Origin of the sequence: Ramlibacter sp. GCM10027632, assembly GCF_042675325.1 — a bacterium.
Classification (GTDB): domain Bacteria; phylum Pseudomonadota; class Gammaproteobacteria; order Burkholderiales; family Burkholderiaceae_C; genus Ramlibacter.
Window position 1 is genome coordinate 723,381 of record NZ_JBHTGW010000001.1, and the last position, 17,086, is coordinate 740,466.

18 protein-coding genes and 1 other RNA gene are annotated in these 17,086 nt (G+C 71.2%); 13 read left to right on the forward strand and 6 right to left on the reverse strand.

Annotation, left to right across the window (positions count from 1 at the left end; all coding sequences use genetic code 11):
• Positions 1-9: 9 nt before the first annotated feature.
• Positions 10-864: a fumarylacetoacetate hydrolase family protein gene (locus ACFQZY_RS03255; RefSeq protein ID WP_377412521.1), complete on the reverse strand. Its 855-nt coding sequence runs from the start codon at positions 862-864 to the stop codon at positions 10-12.
• Between the two features lie 125 nt (positions 865-989).
• Here ACFQZY_RS03255 and ACFQZY_RS03260 point away from each other — a divergent pair, with 125 nt between their 5' ends.
• Entirely contained in the window at positions 990-1,907 is a 918-nt protein-coding gene (locus tag ACFQZY_RS03260; RefSeq protein ID WP_377412524.1) for a LysR family transcriptional regulator, read from the forward strand.
• On the opposite strand, the gene ACFQZY_RS03265 is transcribed toward ACFQZY_RS03260, so the two are convergent.
• Positions 1,891-2,898, reverse strand: coding sequence for a MerR family transcriptional regulator (locus ACFQZY_RS03265; protein WP_377412526.1), 1,008 nt, complete (start codon positions 2,896-2,898; stop codon positions 1,891-1,893). The two genes, ACFQZY_RS03260 and ACFQZY_RS03265, sit on opposite strands and share 17 nt — an antisense overlap.
• Before the next feature lie 121 nt (positions 2,899-3,019).
• Between ACFQZY_RS03265 and ACFQZY_RS03270 the strand changes: the two genes are divergently transcribed.
• From ACFQZY_RS03270 to ACFQZY_RS03320, 11 genes are all read left to right on the forward strand, one after another.
• Positions 3,020-4,327 carry an NAD(P)/FAD-dependent oxidoreductase gene (locus tag ACFQZY_RS03270; protein WP_377412528.1) on the forward strand — a complete coding sequence of 436 codons (1,308 nt, stop codon included), beginning with the start codon at positions 3,020-3,022 and terminating at the stop codon, positions 4,325-4,327.
• Positions 4,324-5,139, forward strand: a complete 816-nt coding sequence (locus tag ACFQZY_RS03275; protein WP_377412530.1) for a DUF1365 domain-containing protein — start codon at positions 4,324-4,326, stop codon at positions 5,137-5,139. The genes ACFQZY_RS03270 and ACFQZY_RS03275 overlap by 4 nt, the downstream gene beginning before the upstream one ends.
• Positions 5,136-6,359: a class I SAM-dependent methyltransferase gene (locus ACFQZY_RS03280; protein WP_377412533.1), complete on the forward strand. Its 1,224-nt coding sequence runs from the start codon at positions 5,136-5,138 to the stop codon at positions 6,357-6,359. The genes ACFQZY_RS03275 and ACFQZY_RS03280 overlap by 4 nt, the downstream gene beginning before the upstream one ends.
• Complete coding sequence (locus ACFQZY_RS03285) at positions 6,331-6,903, forward strand: chalcone isomerase family protein (protein ID WP_377412534.1); 573 nt, start codon at positions 6,331-6,333, stop codon at positions 6,901-6,903. The genes ACFQZY_RS03280 and ACFQZY_RS03285 overlap by 29 nt, the downstream gene beginning before the upstream one ends.
• A 71-nt stretch (positions 6,904-6,974) precedes the next feature.
• Complete coding sequence (locus tag ACFQZY_RS03290; RefSeq protein WP_377412639.1) at positions 6,975-7,523, forward strand: DUF3833 domain-containing protein; 549 nt, start codon at positions 6,975-6,977, stop codon at positions 7,521-7,523.
• The gene (locus ACFQZY_RS03295; protein WP_377412537.1) at positions 7,520-8,290 is read left to right on the forward strand and encodes an SDR family NAD(P)-dependent oxidoreductase; all 771 of its coding nucleotides are present in this window, start codon (positions 7,520-7,522) and stop codon (positions 8,288-8,290) included. Before ACFQZY_RS03290 ends, ACFQZY_RS03295 begins: the two co-directional genes overlap by 4 nt.
• 17 nt (positions 8,291-8,307) lie before the next feature.
• A complete protein-coding gene (locus ACFQZY_RS03300) occupies positions 8,308-8,796 on the forward strand; it encodes a nuclear transport factor 2 family protein (protein ID WP_377412540.1) in 489 nt (162 codons plus the stop codon).
• Positions 8,797-8,798: 2 nt separating this feature from the next.
• A complete protein-coding gene (locus ACFQZY_RS03305; protein WP_377412543.1) occupies positions 8,799-10,379 on the forward strand; it encodes a deoxyribodipyrimidine photo-lyase/cryptochrome family protein in 1,581 nt (526 codons plus the stop codon).
• Between the two features lie 25 nt (positions 10,380-10,404).
• On the forward strand, positions 10,405-10,545 hold the full coding sequence (locus ACFQZY_RS03310; RefSeq protein ID WP_377412545.1) for a DUF2256 domain-containing protein: 141 nt from the start codon (positions 10,405-10,407) through the stop codon (positions 10,543-10,545).
• A complete protein-coding gene (locus ACFQZY_RS03315; RefSeq protein ID WP_377412547.1) occupies positions 10,542-12,071 on the forward strand; it encodes a cryptochrome/photolyase family protein in 1,530 nt (509 codons plus the stop codon). Before ACFQZY_RS03310 ends, ACFQZY_RS03315 begins: the two co-directional genes overlap by 4 nt.
• Positions 12,072-12,212: 141 nt before the next feature.
• Positions 12,213-12,620 carry a YbaN family protein gene (locus tag ACFQZY_RS03320; RefSeq protein ID WP_377412549.1) on the forward strand — a complete coding sequence of 136 codons (408 nt, stop codon included), beginning with the start codon at positions 12,213-12,215 and terminating at the stop codon, positions 12,618-12,620.
• 76 nt (positions 12,621-12,696) lie between these two features.
• On the opposite strand, the gene ACFQZY_RS03325 is transcribed toward ACFQZY_RS03320, so the two are convergent.
• Positions 12,697-14,613: an FAD-dependent monooxygenase gene (locus tag ACFQZY_RS03325; protein WP_377412551.1), complete on the reverse strand. Its 1,917-nt coding sequence runs from the start codon at positions 14,611-14,613 to the stop codon at positions 12,697-12,699.
• Positions 14,614-14,764: 151 nt separating this feature from the next.
• Here ACFQZY_RS03325 and ACFQZY_RS03330 point away from each other — a divergent pair, with 151 nt between their 5' ends.
• Complete coding sequence (locus ACFQZY_RS03330) at positions 14,765-15,184, forward strand: MarR family winged helix-turn-helix transcriptional regulator (RefSeq protein WP_377412553.1); 420 nt, start codon at positions 14,765-14,767, stop codon at positions 15,182-15,184.
• A gap of 99 nt (positions 15,185-15,283) precedes the next feature.
• On the opposite strand, the gene ssrA is transcribed toward ACFQZY_RS03330, so the two are convergent.
• The 3 genes from ssrA to ubiG form a co-directional block, all read right to left on the reverse strand.
• Positions 15,284-15,691: a transfer-messenger RNA gene (gene ssrA / locus ACFQZY_RS03335) on the reverse strand.
• A 15-nt stretch (positions 15,692-15,706) separates the two neighbouring features.
• Positions 15,707-16,378 (reverse strand): phosphoglycolate phosphatase, encoded by a 672-nt coding sequence (gene gph, locus ACFQZY_RS03340; RefSeq protein ID WP_377412555.1) that lies wholly within the window; start codon positions 16,376-16,378, stop codon positions 15,707-15,709.
• The gene (gene ubiG / locus ACFQZY_RS03345) at positions 16,378-17,082 is read right to left on the reverse strand and encodes a bifunctional 2-polyprenyl-6-hydroxyphenol methylase/3-demethylubiquinol 3-O-methyltransferase UbiG (protein ID WP_377412557.1); all 705 of its coding nucleotides are present in this window, start codon (positions 17,080-17,082) and stop codon (positions 16,378-16,380) included. Before ubiG ends, gph begins: the two co-directional genes overlap by 1 nt.
• Positions 17,083-17,086: the final 4 nt, after the last annotated feature.

A 17,086-nucleotide genomic window follows, 5' to 3' on the forward strand; every position in this document is an offset into this window, starting at 1 on the left:
GGTGCTCCTTCAGGCCTCGTCGACGACCGTGTTGCGCAGCGTGCCCAGGCCGGTGATCTCGACCTCGATCACGTCGCCGGCCTTCATGTAGACCGCGGGCTCGCGCTTGTCGCCCACGCCGCCGGGGGTGCCGGTGGCGATGATGTCGCCGGGGGACAGGGTGGTAAAGCCCGAGAGGTATTCAATGATCACGGGCAGGGTGAAGATCAGGTCGGACAGGCTGGCGCTCTGCATGACCTGGCCGTTCAGGCGGGTCTGCAGGTTCAGCGCGTTGACGTCGGGGATGGCCTGGCGCGTGGCCATGAACGGGCCCAGCGGGCCGGTGGCCGGGAAGTTCTTGCCCGGCGTCCACTGGTGGGTGTGGCGCTGCCAGTCGCGGGCGGTGCCGTCGTTGAAGCAGGCGTAGCCGGCGATGTGCTCGAAGGCGTCGGCCTGCGCGATGCGGCGGCCGCCCTTGCCGATGATCACGGCCAGCTCGCCCTCGAAGTCGAAGCGGTTCGTGGTGGACGGCTTGGGCAGCGGCGCTCCGTGGGCGCTGAGGCTGTCGGCGAAGCGGGTGAAGATGGCCGGGTACTCGCTGTCGGCGCGCTTCATCTCGGCGACGTGGGTCTTGTAGTTCAGGCCCACGCAGAACACCTTGCCCGGGTTGGCGATCACCGGCAGCAGGCGGGCCTCGGCCGCGGACACCACCTGGTTCGCCTGGCGGGCAGCCTGCTCCAGGGCCTCCAGCTGGCCGGCGGCGATGACGGACTTCAGGTCCGGGAAGCGGGCCTGGAAGTCGGCCGGCGCCTGCAGCCAGGCGGCCTCGTCCTGCCACACGCCGTAGCTGGCCTGGCCCTGTTTTTCAAAACTCACGAATCGCATGGCGTTCTCTCTTGGGGGGTTCGATGCGGCGGGAGTCTAGGGACGCACCGGCCATCTGCCTAGAATGCAATCCGAGATTTCAGCCATGCCTTTCATGGCATGGCTTGAAAGGACAAGGAAACGACATGCAGATCCAGGACTTCCGCCTGTTCCTCGAGGTGGCCGAGGCCGGCAGCTTCACCAAGGTCGCGGCCCAGCGGCAGACCGTGCAATCCCACATCAGCCGCCAGGTCGGCGACCTGGAGAAGCAGTGCGGCAGCCCCCTGTTCCGCCGCACCGGCCGGGGGGTGGTGCTGACCGAGTTCGGCCAGCACGTGGCGCAGCGGGTGCGCCAGTGGGTGAAGGAGAGCGACGAGCTCTTCGCGGACATCCGCCAGACCTCGCGCGTGCCCATGGGCGTGGTGCGCATGGGCATCCTGCCCTCGGCGGCGCATCCGCTGATGACGCAGGTCTTCAGGCGGCTGCACCGGGAGTACCCGCGCATCACGCTGGACATCCGCGAGGGCCAGGGCGGCGAGCTGGACGCCATGCTCGACGCGGGCAGCGTGGACATGGCCATCCTCTTTCGCTACGAGAAGCCTTCCACGCCGGACGAGACCCTGCTGGTCACCGCCAGCACCTACCTCGTGTCCAGCCCCGGCCTGTCGCTCACGCACGCGGACACGGTGGATTTCAAGCGGCTGGAGGGCCTGCCCCTGGTGCTGCCGCGCCGGCCGGGGCACTGGCGCGCCATCCTCGACGAGACGGCGCGCAGCAAGGGCTTCACGCTGCAGGCGGCGATCGAGGCGGATTCACTGACGATGCAGAAGGAGCTGATCGCCAGCCACAAGCACCTGTACGCCCTGCTCGGCCCCTTTTCCGTGAACCAGGAGCTGCGCCTGGGCCGGCTGCAGGCGGCCCGGGTGGTGGCGCCGGACCTCAGGCGCTACGTGACCCTCGCCCGCCCCCGGCAAGGGGCGCTGACCCAGGCCAGCCGCATCGTCGCGGGGCTGGTGATGGAAACCGTGCAGTCGTGGAAGGGGCAGCTCACGACGCCGGCGTGAGGGCCGTCCGCCGCTCCCGCCACGCCTGCACCTGCGCCGAGACGTCACTGGCCCGGCGCATCACCACCACGCGCTCCGGCAGCGCCCGGCGGTGCGCGGCGGCGGCCGATCCGCCCACCCACACCTCCACCCCCTCGGGCAATTGGTCCTGCAGCTGGCGCAGGCTGTCGACGAGGTCGCGCCGCGAGGCATGGGCGCTGAAGCTCAGGGCCAGCACGTCGACGCGCAGCTGCCGGGCCGCCAGCACGATGTCCGCGACCGGCGTCGACACGCCGAGCACGAAGCGCGCACAGGACTCCAGGGCGAAATGGCACTCCGCCATCAGCAGCCCCAGGCCGTGCTGCTCGCCCGGCGTCGTGGTGAGCAGCACGCGCGGCTGCCGCGCCAGGCCCTGGCCGCTGGCGTCCAGCGAGGCGATGGCCTCGCGCAGCACGGTCTGCAGGGTTTCGGTGAACAGGTGCTCCTGGTAGACCGACAGCTCGCCGCGCAGCCAGGCATCGCCGACCAGCACGCACAGCGGCGCGACCAGGTCCTCCACCGTCGGGCCCAGCCCGTGCCGGAGGATGTGCTGCTGCAGCGCCTGCCGCACCGCGTCGGTCCGGTCGGCCGCCAGCCAGCCGAGCCAGGGTGAAGCCAGGTCCTGCAGCAGGCCGGCGGCCGGCGCCACCGACGCCCGGGCCGCGCCAGCCCGCCCGGCCGGCCCGCCCAGGGCCACCAGCGCCTGGAGTTCGTCGAACGGCAGCGGCACCACCTTGCCCGGGCGGTGCCCGGCGTCCAGCAGGCGCTTGATCACCCGCAGCCGCCGCACCTGGTCCGGCGGGTAGGCCCGCTCCCCCAGCCCGTCCCGCGACGGCAGGGGAAAGCCGTAGCGCCGCTCCCACACCCGCAGCGTGTCCTTGCCCAGGCCGGTGTCGCGCTCCACGTCGGCGATCGACCAGGTGGCATCGCCGTCGTTCGGGCGGTCGGGTGGGGTGCCGGGCGGGGAGTCCATGGGGCGGTTTTGGGGTGTCGGGTGGGCGCAGTGGGGGGCTGATCGCCCTGCTTTGCGTCCGAATTTAACTCAGCCTACAATTGATTTGTCTAGGACAAACTCAAAGTCCGTAGGAATCTTCATGAAAGTCGCCATCGTCGGTTCCGGCATCTCGGGCCTGGCCGCAGCCCACCGGCTCCGCCCGCACGCCCACGTCACCCTGTTCGAGGCGGGGGACTATTTCGGCGGCCATACCCACACGGTCGACATCACCCTGCAGAACCGGCACGGCGCCCCGACCACCTTCGGCGTGGACACCGGCTTCCTGGTCTTCAACGAGCGCACCTACCCCCAGCTCATCGCCCTGTTCGCGGAGCTGGGCGTGGCGACCACGCCCTCGGACATGTCGTTCTCCGTCCAGGTGCCGGGCGTGCACGGCGGCCAGCCGCTGGAGTGGAGCGGCCACAGCCTGGCGACGGTGTTCGCGCAGAAGCGCAACCTGGCCAGCCCGCGCTTCCTCGGCATGCTGGCGGACCTGCTGCGCTTCAACCGGCTGTGCACCCGGATCGCGCAGGCGGGGGACGAGGCCGCCCTGGAGCAGCCCCTGGCCGACTTCCTCGACGCCCACCGCTTCGGCCCGGCCTTCCGGGACTGGTACTTCCTGCCGATGCTGGGCTGCATCTGGAGCTGCCCGACGGACCAGATGCTGCAGTTCCCGGTGGCGACCATGATCCGCTTCTGCCACAACCACGGCCTGCTGCAGGTGAACGACCGGCCGCAGTGGCACACCGTCACCGGCGGCGCCCGCCACTACGTGCGCCGGATCATTTCCCAGCTGATGGACGCCCGCCTGCGCACGCCCGTGCGCCAGGTGCGGCGCGACGCCGCCGGCGTGACGGTCCACACCGACCAGGGCAGCGAGCGCTTCGACCAGCTGGTGCTGGCCACCCACTCCGACCAGGCGCTGGCCCTGCTGGCCCAGCCCACCGCGGCCGAGGCCGAGGTGCTCGGCGCGATCCGCTACCAGCCGAACCGGGCGGTGCTGCACACCGACACCTCGGTCCTGCCCCGCCGCGAGGCCGCCTGGGCCGCCTGGAACTACGAGCGCGCCGCGGACCGCACGCAGGAGGCCGGCCGGGTCTGCCTCCATTACCTCCTCAACCGCCTGCAGCCCCTGCCCATCGCCCAGCCGGTGGTGGAGTCGCTGAACCCGGTGCGCCCGATCGATCCCGCCCGGGTGCTGGGCGAGTTCGAGTACAGCCACCCGGTGTTCGACGCCGCGGCGATCCGCGCGCAGCGGCGCGTGCCGCAGCTGCAGGGCATGAACCACACCTGGTTCTGCGGCGCCTGGACGGGCTACGGCTTCCACGAGGACGGGCTCAAGTCCGGCCTCGCCGTGGCCGCCGACCTGCTGGCCCATACCGCCGCTGCCCGCAAGGTGGCCGCATGAGCCAGGCGCCGGTCGCCCAGCTCGGCTTCGGCCAGGTGCGGCACACCCGGCTGCGCCCGCGGCGGCATGCGTTTGTCTACGACACTTTCTTCCTGATGCTGCCGATGCGCCGGCTCCAGGACCCGGCCGCCCTCGGCGGCCTGGCCGTCAACCGGCCGGCGCCCATCAGCTTCCACGACAGCGACCACGGCGACGGCCGCGGCCCGGCCGAGGGCGGCGCGCTGGCCTGGATGGAGGCGCTGCTCCGGCAGGAGGGCATCACCGACGCCGACGGCGAGGTCTGGCTCCACACCTACCCGCGCATGCTGGGCTACACCTTCAAGCCGGTGAGCTTCTGGTACTGCCACCGGGCCGACGGCAGCCTGCGCGCCATCGTGGCCGAGGTCAACAACACCTTCGGCGAGCGCCACTGCTACCTGCTGGACCGCCCCCGCTACGGCGCCGAGCTGGAGGCCGGCAAGTGCTTCCATGTCTCGCCGTTCTGCCGGGTGGAGGGCCGCTACCGCTTCCGCTTCCTGCGCACGCAGGGCGAGGCCGGCCCCCGCACCGTGGTGCGCGTGGACCATGACGACGGCGACGGCCCGCTCCTGAACACCAGCGTCAGCGGCACCCTGGAGCCGGTCACGCCCGCCGCCCTGCGGCGCGCGCTGTGGCGCTACCCGGCCATGACCCTGATGGTGATGGCCCGCATCCACTGGCAGGCGCTGCAGATCTGGCTGAAACGCACCGGATTCCACCGCAAGCCGCCCGCCCCCGAGGCGGCGGTGACCCGCCAGCCCCCTGTCCCCTGCCCCCGGACCCCGAGCGCATGAACACCCTCACCGCCGCCACGCCCACCGGCCTGACCCTGCCCGCCCGCACGCCCGCCGCGGCACGCACCGTGTTCCGCCTGCTGCAGCGGCTGCGCCACGGCTCGCTCACCCTCCACCTGCCCGACGGCGAGGTGTGCACGGTGGGCGACGGCCAGGGCCCGCATGCCACCCTGCACCTGAAGAACTGGAGCCCCTGCCGCGCCGCGCTGCGCTCGGGCGACATCGGCTTCGCCGAGAGCTACCTGGCCGGTGACTGGACCACCCCGCAGCTGCCCCAGCTGCTGGAGCTGCTGGCCCGCAACCGGCAGGCGCTGGACGACGTGATCCACGGCTCCTGGGCCGGCCGCCTGCTGTACCGGCTGCGCCACCTCCTGAACCGCAACACCCGCCGCAACAGCCGCAAGAACATCCACGCCCACTACGACCTGGGCAACGCGTTCTACCGGCTCTGGCTGGACGGGACCATGAACTACTCCTCCGCCCTGTTCGAGGGCGACCCGCAGCGCGACATGGCCGAGGCCCAGCACGCCAAGGTGCGGCGCGCGCTGCGCCTGGCCGGCGTGCAGCCGGGCGACCGCGTGCTGGAGATCGGCTGCGGCTGGGGCGCGCTGGCCGAGAAGGCGACGACGGAATTCGGCGCGCACCTGACCGGCGTCACCCTGTCCACCGAGCAGCTGGCCTGGGCGCAGGAGCGGCTGGCGGCGCTGGGCGTGGCCGAGCGCGCCGACCTGCGCCTGCAGGACTACCGCGACATCGCCGACGGCCCCTACGACGCGGTCTGCTCCATCGAGATGGTGGAGGCCGTCGGCCGCGAGTACTGGCCCACCTACTTCGGCAGCATCGCGCGCCTGCTCAAGCCGGGCGGCCGGGCCTGCATCCAGAGCATCGTGATCCAGGACCGGCTGTTCGGGCGCTACATCCGCGGCACCGACTTCATCCAGCAGTACATCTTCCCCGGCGGCTGCCTGCCCTGCCCGGCCGAGTTCCGCCGCGAGGCCGAAGCGGCCGGCCTGCAGGTCGTGGACGAACTGGCCTTCGGCGCCGACTACGCCGAGACCTGCCGCCGCTGGCGCGAGGACTTCCTGGCCCGGCGCGAGGAGGTGCTGGCGCTGGGCTTCGACGAGCGCTTCCTGCGCATCTGGGAGTTCTACCTGGCGTACTGCGAGGCCGGCTTCGCGGTGGGGGACATCGATGTGGTCCAGTACACGCTGGCGCGTTGACCGGGCGCTGCTGCTGGCCCTGGCGCTGTGGCTGTGCCTGGGCGCGCTGCCGCCCGCGGCGGCGAGCCCCGGCCCCCACCCCCAGCTGGCCGGCAGCCGCCTGCAGGGCGAGGCCACGCTGCGCTACTTCGGCCTGCGCGTCTACCACGCGCGCCTGTGGACCCGGCCCGGCTTCCAGGCCGACCAGCCCGAGGCCCAGCCGCTGGTGCTGGAGCTGGAGTACCTGCGGGACTTCGCCGGCAGCGCCATCGCCGGCCGCTCGCTGGACGAGATGCGCCGCGCCGGGCCCCTGCCGGAGCCCCTGGCCCGGCGCTGGCAGGCGGAGATGGCGCGCGTGTTCCCCGACGTGAAGGCGGGCGACCGGCTGGCCGGCCTGCACCTGCCCGGCGAGGGCGCGCGCTTCTGGCACAACGGCCGCCCCGTGGGGCAGGTCGACGACCCCGACTTCGGCCGCCGGTTCTTCGGCATCTGGCTGGCCCCCACCACCTCGCAGCCGGCGCTGCGCCTGGCGCTCCTGGGCCTGGGCGAGCGCGCCGGTCCCTGAGACGCCGAGCCCCACCAGGAAAACCCATGCGCACCACGAGCCCCGCCGAAGCCCCCAGCGCGCCGCGCCCGATGAGTCCCCTCGCACGCGCCCGCCGCCTGCTGCTCGCCCTCGCCGCCGCGGCGGGCCTGGCCGGCTGCGCCAACCCCGACATCGCCAGCTACGCCGGCGAGCGCCCCACCCTGGACCTGGCGCGCTACTTCAACGGCAAGGTCGTCGCGCACGGCATCTTCCAGGACCGCAGCGGCCAGGTGGTGCGGCGCTTCACCGTCGACATGGACTGCCGCTGGGAGGGCGACCAGGGCGTGCTCGACGAGCGCTTCACCTACTCGGACGGCACCACCGACCGCCGTGTCTGGCGCCTCACCCGGCATGCGGACGGCCGCTACACCGGCACCGCGGACGACGTGGTCGGCACCGCCAGCGGCCAGGCCTCGGGCAATGCGTTCTTCTGGACCTACGTGCTGCGCCTGCCAGTCGACGGCAAGGTCTACGAGGTGCGCTTCGAGGACTGGATGTTCCTGGTGGACGACCGCGTGATGCTCAATCGCGCCACCATGAGCAAGTTCGGCGTGCGCCTGGGCGAGGTCACGCTGTCCTTCAACAAGCCGCAGCCGTGAGCCTCAATCCGCCGATCCGCGACTGGCGCGGCCGCCGCGTCTGGCTGGTGGGCGCGTCCACCGGCATCGGCCGGGCCCTGGCCGAGCGCCTGCATGGCCTCGGGGCCACGGTGCTGGTCTCGGCCCGCAAGGCCGAGGCCCTGGACGCCTTCGTGCAGGCGCACCCGGGCAGCGTGGCCCTGCCCCTGGACGTGACGAACCGCCAGGCCGTGCGCCGCGCCGCCCAGGAGGCCCTGGCCGGCGGCCCGCTGGACCTGGTGTGCTACTGCGCGGGCCACTACCAGCCGATGCGCGCCACCGCGATGGACCTCGACGAGCTGATGCGCCACCAGGCGATCAACACCGCCGGCGCGCTGCACGTGCTCGACGCGGTCACGCCGGCGATGCTGGCCCGCGGCCAGGGCCACCTGGGCTTCATCAGCAGCGTGGCCGGCTTCCGCGGCCTGCCGCTGAGCCTGGCCTACGGGCCGACCAAGGCCGCCCTCATCAACCTGGCCGAGACGCTCTACCTCGACCTGCGCCCGCGGGGCCTGGGCGTGAGCCTCATCAACCCGGGCTTCGTCGACACGCCGCTGACCGCGGGCAATGCTTTCCCCATGCCGGCGCTGATCACCGCCGACCAGGCGGCGCAGGCCATCGTGGCCGGCTGGGAACGGGGCCGCTTCGAGATCCATTTCCCCCGGCGCTTCACCGGCGTGATGAAGCTGCTGCGGCTGCTGCCGTACCGCCTGTACTTCGCCGCCGTGCGGCGGGCCACCGGCCTGTGAATCCGGCGCCTGACACCATGGCCCTTCCCGACACCCCGGCGCCGCCTGCATCGCCTGCATCGCCTGCCGCGACGGCCATCGCCCCCGCGGTGGCGCAACTCGTGGACTTCTTCGAACGCCTCGCGCCCCACGACCTGCCGCGCCTTCACGCGCTCTACGCCCCCGGCGCGCGCTTCAAGGACCCGTTCAACGAGGTCGAGGGCCCGGCGGCCATCGAGGGCATCTTCCGCCACATGTTCGAGTCCCTCGAGGCGCCGCGCTTCCTCGTCACCGGCCAGGTGGTGCAGGGCGCGCAGTGCTTCCTGACCTGGGACTTCCATTTCCGCTTCCGCCGCTTCGACACCCGGTCGTGGCAGGTGGTGCGCGGCGCCAGCCACCTCGTGTTCGACGACCAGGGCCGCGTCACCCTGCACCGCGACTACTGGGACGCCGCCGAGGAGCTGTACGAGAAGCTGCCCGGTATCGGCGGCCTCATGCGCTGGCTCAAGCGGCGCGCCCGCACCTGACCGTGGACTACCGGGTCGTCTGGTTCAAGCGCGACCTGCGCGTGCAGGACCACCTGCCGCTGCACGAGGCCGCGCGCCTCGGGCCGGTGCTGTGCCTCTACATCGTCGAGCCGGGCCTCTGGGCGCAGCCGGACGCGGCGACGCAGCACTACCGCTTCATCGAGGAGTCGCTGGCCACGCTGGACCGCGCGCTGCGCGCCCTGGGCACGCGGCTGCACGTGGCGGTGGGGGAGGCGGTGGAGGTCCTCGACGCCCTGCACCGGCACGCGCCCTTCGCCGCGCTCCACGCGCACGAGGAAACCGGCAACGACTTCACCTACCGGCGCGACCTCGCCGTTGCCCGCTGGTGCCGCGAGCGCGGCGTGGGCTGGCACGAGCGGCCGCAGTTCGGCGTGGTGCGCGGCCTGCGAGACCGCGGACGCTGGCAACCCCGGTGGGAGGCCCACATGGCCGCCGCGCAGGCGCCGCTGCCCGCGGCCCTCGCCGCGCCGCAAGCGCGGGACCTGCCTGCCGCCGTGTTCCCCTGGGCCTCGCGCCCACTGCCCTCGCCCGCCGCGCTGGGCCTGGACCCGCACGACCCGCCGCAGCGCCAGCGCGGCGGCCGCCCGCAGGCCGAGCGCGTGCTGGAGGACTTCCTGCGGGATCGCAGCGCCCGCTACCGCGGCGGCATCTCCTCGCCCCTGAGCGCGCCGCAGGCCTGCTCGCGCCTGTCGCCCTACCTCGCCTACGGCTGCCTGGGAATGCGCGAGGTGGTGCAGGCCACCCGCGCCGCGATGCAGGACGCGCCCGCCGCGGCGCAGGCCCGCGGCCTGCAGGCCTTCCAGAGCCGGCTGTACTGGCACTGCCACTTCATCCAGAAGCTGGAGAGCGAGCCCGAACTGGAGTGGCGCAACCTGCACCGCGGCTACGACGGCCTGCGCGAGCCGCACTGGAACCCGGCGCACTTCGAGGCGCTGTCGCAGGGCCGCACCGGCTGGCCGATGGTGGACGCCTGCGTCGCCATGCTGCGGCACACCGGCTGGATCAACTTCCGCATGCGGGCGATGCTGGTCTCGGTGGCCGCCTACCCGCTGTGGCTGCACTGGCGCGAAGTGGGCCACTGGCTGGCCCGCGAGTTCCTCGACTACGAGCCCGGCATCCACTGGCCGCAGCTGCAGATGCAGTCGGGCACCACCGGCATCAACACCACGCGCGTCTACAACCCGGTCAAGCAGGCGCTCGACCACGACCCCCAGGGCCGCTTCGTGCGTCGCTGGGTGCCGGCGATGCGCCGCGTCCCGGACACCTGGCTGTTCGAGCCCTGGCGCATGCCGCCCGACGTGCAGGCGCGCTGCGGCGTGCGCGTGGGCGTCGACATCCCGCAGCCCCTCGTGGACCTCGAGCCGGCGCTGCGCGACGCCAAGGCCCGCCTGCACGCCGTGCGCCGCCAGCCCGAGGTGCGCGAGGCGAAGGCCGCCGTGGTGGAGCGGCACGGCTCGCGCCGCGGCATGCCGGGCGCCACGGCGCGTCCCCGCGGCCCGGCCCGGTCCGCCGCCTCCCCCTGCGCGTGCGCCGCGGCGGACCAGCTCTCCCTGGATTTCTGAGATGAAGATGCGAAGGAAGTCGGAGTTGCCGACCAAACGCTGCGCCTGCTGCGGCCTGGACTTCGCCTGGCGCCGCAAGTGGGCGCGGGACTGGGAGGCGGTGAAGTACTGCTCGGAGCGCTGCCGCCGCCAGGGCGCCGTGCCGGCCGGGGAGCCCCGGCGATGACCGTCCTTCGCCTCGTCCTGGGCGACCAGCTCGACCCGCTGCACCCCTGGTATGCCGAGGTGCGACCGGAGGTGGTCTATGTGCTGATGGAGGTGCGCAGCGAGACCGACTACGTGCGCCACCACGCGCAGAAGGTGCTGGGCATCTTCGCCGCGCTGCGCGCGTTCGCCGAACGGCTCAAGGCCGCGGGGCACCGCGTGCGGCACATCGCCATCGACCACCCGAGCAACCGCCAGAGCCTGACCGGCAACCTGGACGCGCTGGTCACGCACTACCGCGCCACCGCCGTCGATTACCAGGCCCCGGACGAATGGCGCGTGGACCGCGAGCTGGCCGAGTGGGCGCGCCGCTGCAGCGTGCCAGTGTCGATGGTGGACACCCATCACTTCTACACCGCGCGCGACACGGTGCAACGGCTGTTCGGGGACAAGCCCCACTGGCTGATGGAGACCTTCTACCGCCAGCAGCGCCGCCTGCACCGCGTGCTGCTGGAGCCCGACGGCCAGCCCGTGGGCGGCCGGTGGAACTACGACGCCGACAACCGCCGGCCCTGGCCCGGCACGCCCGCGCCGCCCGAGGACACGCGGCCCCGCCACGACCACGCGGCGCTGTGGCAGGCCATCGCCCGCGCCGGCGTGCAGACCGTGGGCGAGCCTCAGGCCCGCGACTTCCGCTGGCCGCTGGACCGGGCCGAGGCCCTGCAGCAGCTGGACCACTTCATCGCCCGCGGCCTGCCGCATTTCGGCGACTACCAGGACGCCCTCTCGCGGCGCCACTGGCACCTGTTCCACTCGCTGCTCTCGTTCGCCCTGAACACCAAGATGCTGAACCCGCGCGAGGTGGTGGGCCGCGCCGAGCAGGCCTGGCGGGAAGGCCAGGCGCCGCTGCATGCGGTGGAAGGCTTCATCCGTCAGGTGCTGGGGTGGCGCGAGTACGTGCGCGGCGTCTACTGGGCCCGCATGCCGGGCTACACCGAGGCGAACGGGCTGGGCCACGAGCGGCCGCTGCCGCCCTGGTTCTGGGACGGCCGCACCCGCATGGCCTGCGTGGCCGCTGCCATCGGCCAGTCGCTCGAACACGCCTACGCGCATCACATCCAGCGGCTCATGGTGGTCGGCAACTTCGCCCTGCTCGCGGGCCTCGCGCCGGCCGAGGTCCACCGCTGGTACCTGGGCATCTACATCGACGCCTTCGAGTGGGTGGAGGCGCCCAACACCCTGGGCATGAGCCAGTTCGCCGACGGCGGCCGGCTCGCGACCAAGCCCTACGTGAGCACCGCCGCCTACCTGGACCGCATGGGCGACCACTGCGCCGGCTGCCACTACGACCGCAAGGCCCGCACCGGCGAGCGCGCCTGCCCCTTCAACGCGCTGTACTGGGACTTCTTCGACCGGCACCGGGCGCGGCTCGCGGGCAACCACCGGCTCGCGATGGTGTACCGCCAGCTGGACCGCCTGGCCCCGGACGCCCTGCAGGCCCTGCGGGCCCAGGCCGCCGGCAGCCTGGCGCGGCTGGACTCCCTGTGACACAGGCCGCCCGCATTCCCGGGGCCTGCGATGCCTGCGGCGTCTCAGGCGATGGCGGCTGCGGCGGCCCGCCACCTTGAGCGATGATGGGAGCGCATCCACTGCGCCGACCTCCTCACCGCCCCTCACCATCCCTCAGCGATGCTCGCTGCCACCCGCATCCTCCTCTGGCGCCTGCTGGCGCTCGCCAGCCTGGCCCTGGGCGTGGTGGGTGTGTTCCTGCCGGTGCTGCCCACGGTGCCCTTCGTGCTGCTGGCGGCCTGGGCCGCTTCGCGGGGCTGGCCGGCGCTGGATGCCTGGCTGCTCGCGCACGCCCACTTCGGCCCCGCCATCCGCCAGTGGCGCGCGCACGGGGCGGTGCCGCGCCGGGCGAAATGGTTCGCCACGCTGGCGATGTCGGGCAGCGCACTGATGCTGCTGTTCGTGCCGGTGAACGGCTGGCTGCGGGCGGGCATCTGCGCAGTCATGGTGGCCGTGGGCTGCTGGCTGTGGCGCCGTCCGGAGCCGGCCCCGGACGACGCACCCCGCCCGGGCGGCGGGCGCGATTAGGGTGTGTCATCGGATTCCCCGGGCCCGCGACGCCGCCCGCAGCCATGCCCGCGGGGGTTTCTGCGGACCACGCGTTTCACGCCCGCTTCAGGACGCCCGCAAAGTAGGCAGACAACGCCTCGAACCCGTCCAGGGGCAGGACATGGGCCACGTACTGGTCGGGCCGCACCACGACCATGCATCCCCGGTCCCGGTCGATCCCGCGCATGGCGAAGATGTCGCCCACGCCCTTGTGGTCCACGCAGAAGACCTTCTCGTGGTCCTGCAGGCCCAGCTTGCCGGTCCTGGGCTTCAGGAGGGACGGCATCTTCTCGTAGGCGAGCTGGTCGAAGGTCTGCTGGAACACCGCGCGGAAGTCGATCACCGCGTCGATGTCTTCGCCCTTGCGCGTGTGCTGGACGACAGGCGAGTCGGGGTGGGTTTCCAGCCAGTCAGCCAGCCGGTGGATCGCGCTGCCCGGCTCGGAGCTGTCGGCCTTGCCCGCGAAGGCGTAGAGGCGCCAGCGCGCGTCCGCCTCGGCCACATGGCCCAGTTGCATCTGCTTGGCGTCCGATACGCGCACGACCGGTGCCGAGTGGAAGCGGCGACCGATCTCCAGGCCGCGCGCCAGCGCCTGGTGGGTTCCGGGGCCGATCAGGCGCGACGGGTCGTATTTCACGGCATTGCCGCCCGTGAACTCCAGGTTCGCCTTGAACTGGCGGATGATGCGCGGCTCCTCGGTGCCGTCCCGCTCGGCCTGCGTGGTCGGCGCCGACATGATCCGCGCCCACTGGTGGTCCGTCTCGACCAGTCGCTTGGCCTCGGTCAGTCGCTCGCTGGAATAGGTTCGCAGCAGGCTGGCGTCCGCCCGCCCCTGGAGGACGTGCACCAGCTTCCAGCCCAGGTTGAACGTGTCCTGCATCGAAACGTTCATCCCCTGGCCGGCCTTGGGCGAGTGGGTGTGGCAGGCGTCTCCCGCCGTGAACACGCGCGGGTTGCGGTCCTCGCCCTCCGGCACGTCATCGAACTTGTCGGTGATGCTGTGGCCGATGTCGTAGATGGACCACCAGACCACCTCCTTCACATCGATCGAGTACGGCTGGATGATGCGATTGGCCGCCGCGATCATGTCGTCCTGGGTGAACTTGCGGCTCGCCGCCCTTTCATCAGGGCGGAGCTTGTCCAGTTCGACATACATCCGGAACACGTAGCCGCCCTCTCGCGGGAGGATCAACACGTTCCCCTCGTTGGCGGAGGAGATCAGGCACTTCTGCCGGACGTCCGGGAAGTCCGTATTGGCCAGGATGTCCATCACGCCCCAGGCCTGGTTCGCGGCATCGCCGTGCAGTTTCCCGCCGATCGCCTTGCGCACGGCCGAATGCGCGCCGTCGCAGCCAACCACGTAGTTGGCCCGCACCGTCCGGGTCGCCCCCCAGTTCACGCCAGTGGCGTCCTTGAGCGTCACCGTGACCGGATGGTCCTCGGTCGTCGGGTCGATCGTCAGGCCCACGATTTCCCAGCCGTAGTCGGGTTCGAGGCGCGAAGGCGAGTTCTTCATGACCTCCAGGAAAAGCTCATGCAGCCGGGCCTGGTTGATCAGGATGTGCGGCATCTCCGAGCTGTCATCGGCCACGTCCTGCACCCGGCCGACCCGCCGGATGTGCGCCGGGTTCTTGGGATCCGGCATCCAGAAACTGGTCTGGTTGACCCAGTAGGTTTCGCGCTTGACCTTGTCGGCGAAGCCGAAGGCCTGGAACATTTCCATGGTGCGCGTGTTGATGCCGTCGGCCTTGCCCTTGATGATGTTGGTGGGCATGCGCTCGATGATCATCGTCTCGATCTCGGGGAACTGCGCCAGCTGCGCGGCCAGGCACAGGCCCGCGGGCCCGGTGCCGGCAATCAGTACATCCACCTTTTCAGGCAAGGGCTCATGGACGCCACGATTGCGCCGGTTCGGCGCCGCCTCCTTGACATCAGGGTTACCCCCGCGGAATCCGTTCTTGTAGAACTGCATCTCTCGTCTCCATCGGTTGAAAGAGCGCCGGACCGCCGGCACGCCGAAATAATAACTCTACTTATCATCCCTATCAAGATGATGTGTATGATTATCAATCGATCGGCATCACCCGTGCCAGACCAGTACCCATGAATCAAGAGGCGTGGACATGATGACACTCGACATGGCGGGGCACCTGATTCGCCGCCTTCACCAGCACTCCACCCAGGTCTTCGTGCAGCGCACCCAGGCCGCCGGCTACGACCTGACGCCGGTGCAATTCGCGGCGCTGGACGCGATCCACAACCACCCTTCCACCGACCAGGCGCGTGTCGCGGAGTTGATCGGCTACGACCGGGCCACGATCGGTGGCGTCATTGACCGGCTGGAGAAGAAGGGCTGGGTCGATCGAGTCGTCAGCGAGCGTGACCGGAGGGCGCGCGAGCTGTCCCTCACCGAGCTGGGCCAGCGCACGCTGTCGGACCTTCGACCCATCGTAGAGAGCCTGCAGGAGGACATCCTGCAGCCCCTGAACGAGGCCGATCGGGCGCGTTTCATCGACCTGGCGCGCCGGGTCATCCTGCCGTGAGAGGCGCATCTCGCCGCAGCCCACGCGAGACGAAAGCCGCCGATCCCGGAGGATGGGCACCAAGGAAAACGGCCCGCCGAAGCGGGCCGTTGTCTGATGTGGTGGAGCTGGCGGGAATTGAACCCGCGTCCGCAAGCCTTCTACGAGCAGTTCTACATGCTTAGCGTTCTGGTTTGGTTCTCGCCACCGGTGTCGCGCAGACGCACGCTACACCGGCCGCCAGTACCCTATTTTCTCGCCTCCACCCAAGGTACCCGGGCAAGGCCAGCCGATGTGAATGACGTCGCAGCTCAGGGCTTTCGCCCCTTGCCCCAGCCCATCGACGAACTGGTGCGACGCGGTTGCTTAACTTTTAATTAAGCGGCCATCGCGAACGAGCGATCGTTCGAGGCGGCACCGAACTGCTTGAAGTTGGCAGTTAGTTTTTTTCAGACGGTTTTACGAGGAACCTGAACCTCGGCATGCCCTGCTGCGTGTCCGCACCCACGTCGAAACCGGTGCAGCCCCAGGGTAGCTCGCATTTTAGGCCGCAATCGCCCGTTTCAAGAGGGCCAGCAGGGCCGAAGGTGAATCAATTTCCGCGTCGGCGCCCCAGGCCTGGGTGTCGGTGCGCGCGCCGAGGTAGCCGTAGGTGGCCGCCACCGTGGGCATGCCGGCGGCCCGGCCGGCCACGATGTCACGTTCATCGTCGCCCACGTACAGGCACCGGCCGGGGGCCAGCCCCAGCTGGCGGGCGGCCTCCAGCAGCGGCGCCGGGTGCGGCTTGGCGTGCGGCGTGCTGTCACCCCCCACCACCGCGCGGGCGGTGGCGAACAGCGGCATCTGGCGCGTCAGCGGCGCGGTGAAGCGCATCGACTTGTTGGTCACCACGCCCCAGGCCAGGCCGCGCCCGCCGAGCGCCTCGATCAGCTCCGGCACGCCGTCGAAGGCGCGCGTGAGCTCGGTCATGCGGCGCTCGTAGTTGCGGAAGAACTCCTCGCGCATCTCGGGGAAGTCGGGGTGGTCCGGCGACATGCCGAAGGCGATGCCGAGCATCCCGCGCGCGCCCGCGCCGGCCATGGGGCGGTAGCGGTCCAGGGGCAGTGAAGGCAGCCCGCGGTCGGTGCGCATGCGGTCGGCCGCGGCGCCGAGGTCGGGGGCGCTGTCGATCAAGGTGCCGTCCAGGTCGAACAGCACCGCCTGCACATCGAACATCACGGCTTGCGGGTGGCGAAAAGGTAATTGACGCTGGTGTCGCCCGACAGCCAGTAGCGCTTGGTCAGCGGGTTGTACTCCATGCCCCGGGTCTGCGCGATGTCCAGGCCGGCCTCGCGGCAGCAGCGCGCCAGCTCGCTCGGGCGGATGAACTTGTTCCACTCGTGGGTGCCGCGCGGCAGCATGTTCAGGATGTACTCCGCGCCGACGATGGCGAACAGGAAGCTCTTGGGGTTGCGGTTGATGGTGGAGAAGAACACCCAGCCGCCCGGCTTGACCAGCGTGGAACAGGCGCGCACGACCGAGCCGGGGTCAGGCACGTGCTCGAGCATCTCCATGCAGGTCACCACGTCGAAGCTGCCAGGGGCCTCGGCCGCAAGGGCCTCGACGGCCACCTCGCGGTAGGCGATGTTGGGCGTGCCGGCCTCCAGGGCATGCAGCTGCGCCACCTTCAGCGCCTTGGTGGACAGGTCGATGCCCTGCACCGTCGCGCCCTTGCGGGCCATCGAGTCGGCCAGGATGCCGCCGCCGCAGCCCACGTCCAGCACGCGCTGGCCGGCCAGCGGCACAAGCCCGTTGATCCACTCCAGGCGCAGCGGGTTGATCTGGTGCAGCGGGGCGAATTCGCTCTCGGGATCCCACCAGCGGTGGGCCAGCTCGGAAAACTTGGCCAGTTCGGCCGGATCGGCGTTCAGGGTGCTCATGGAA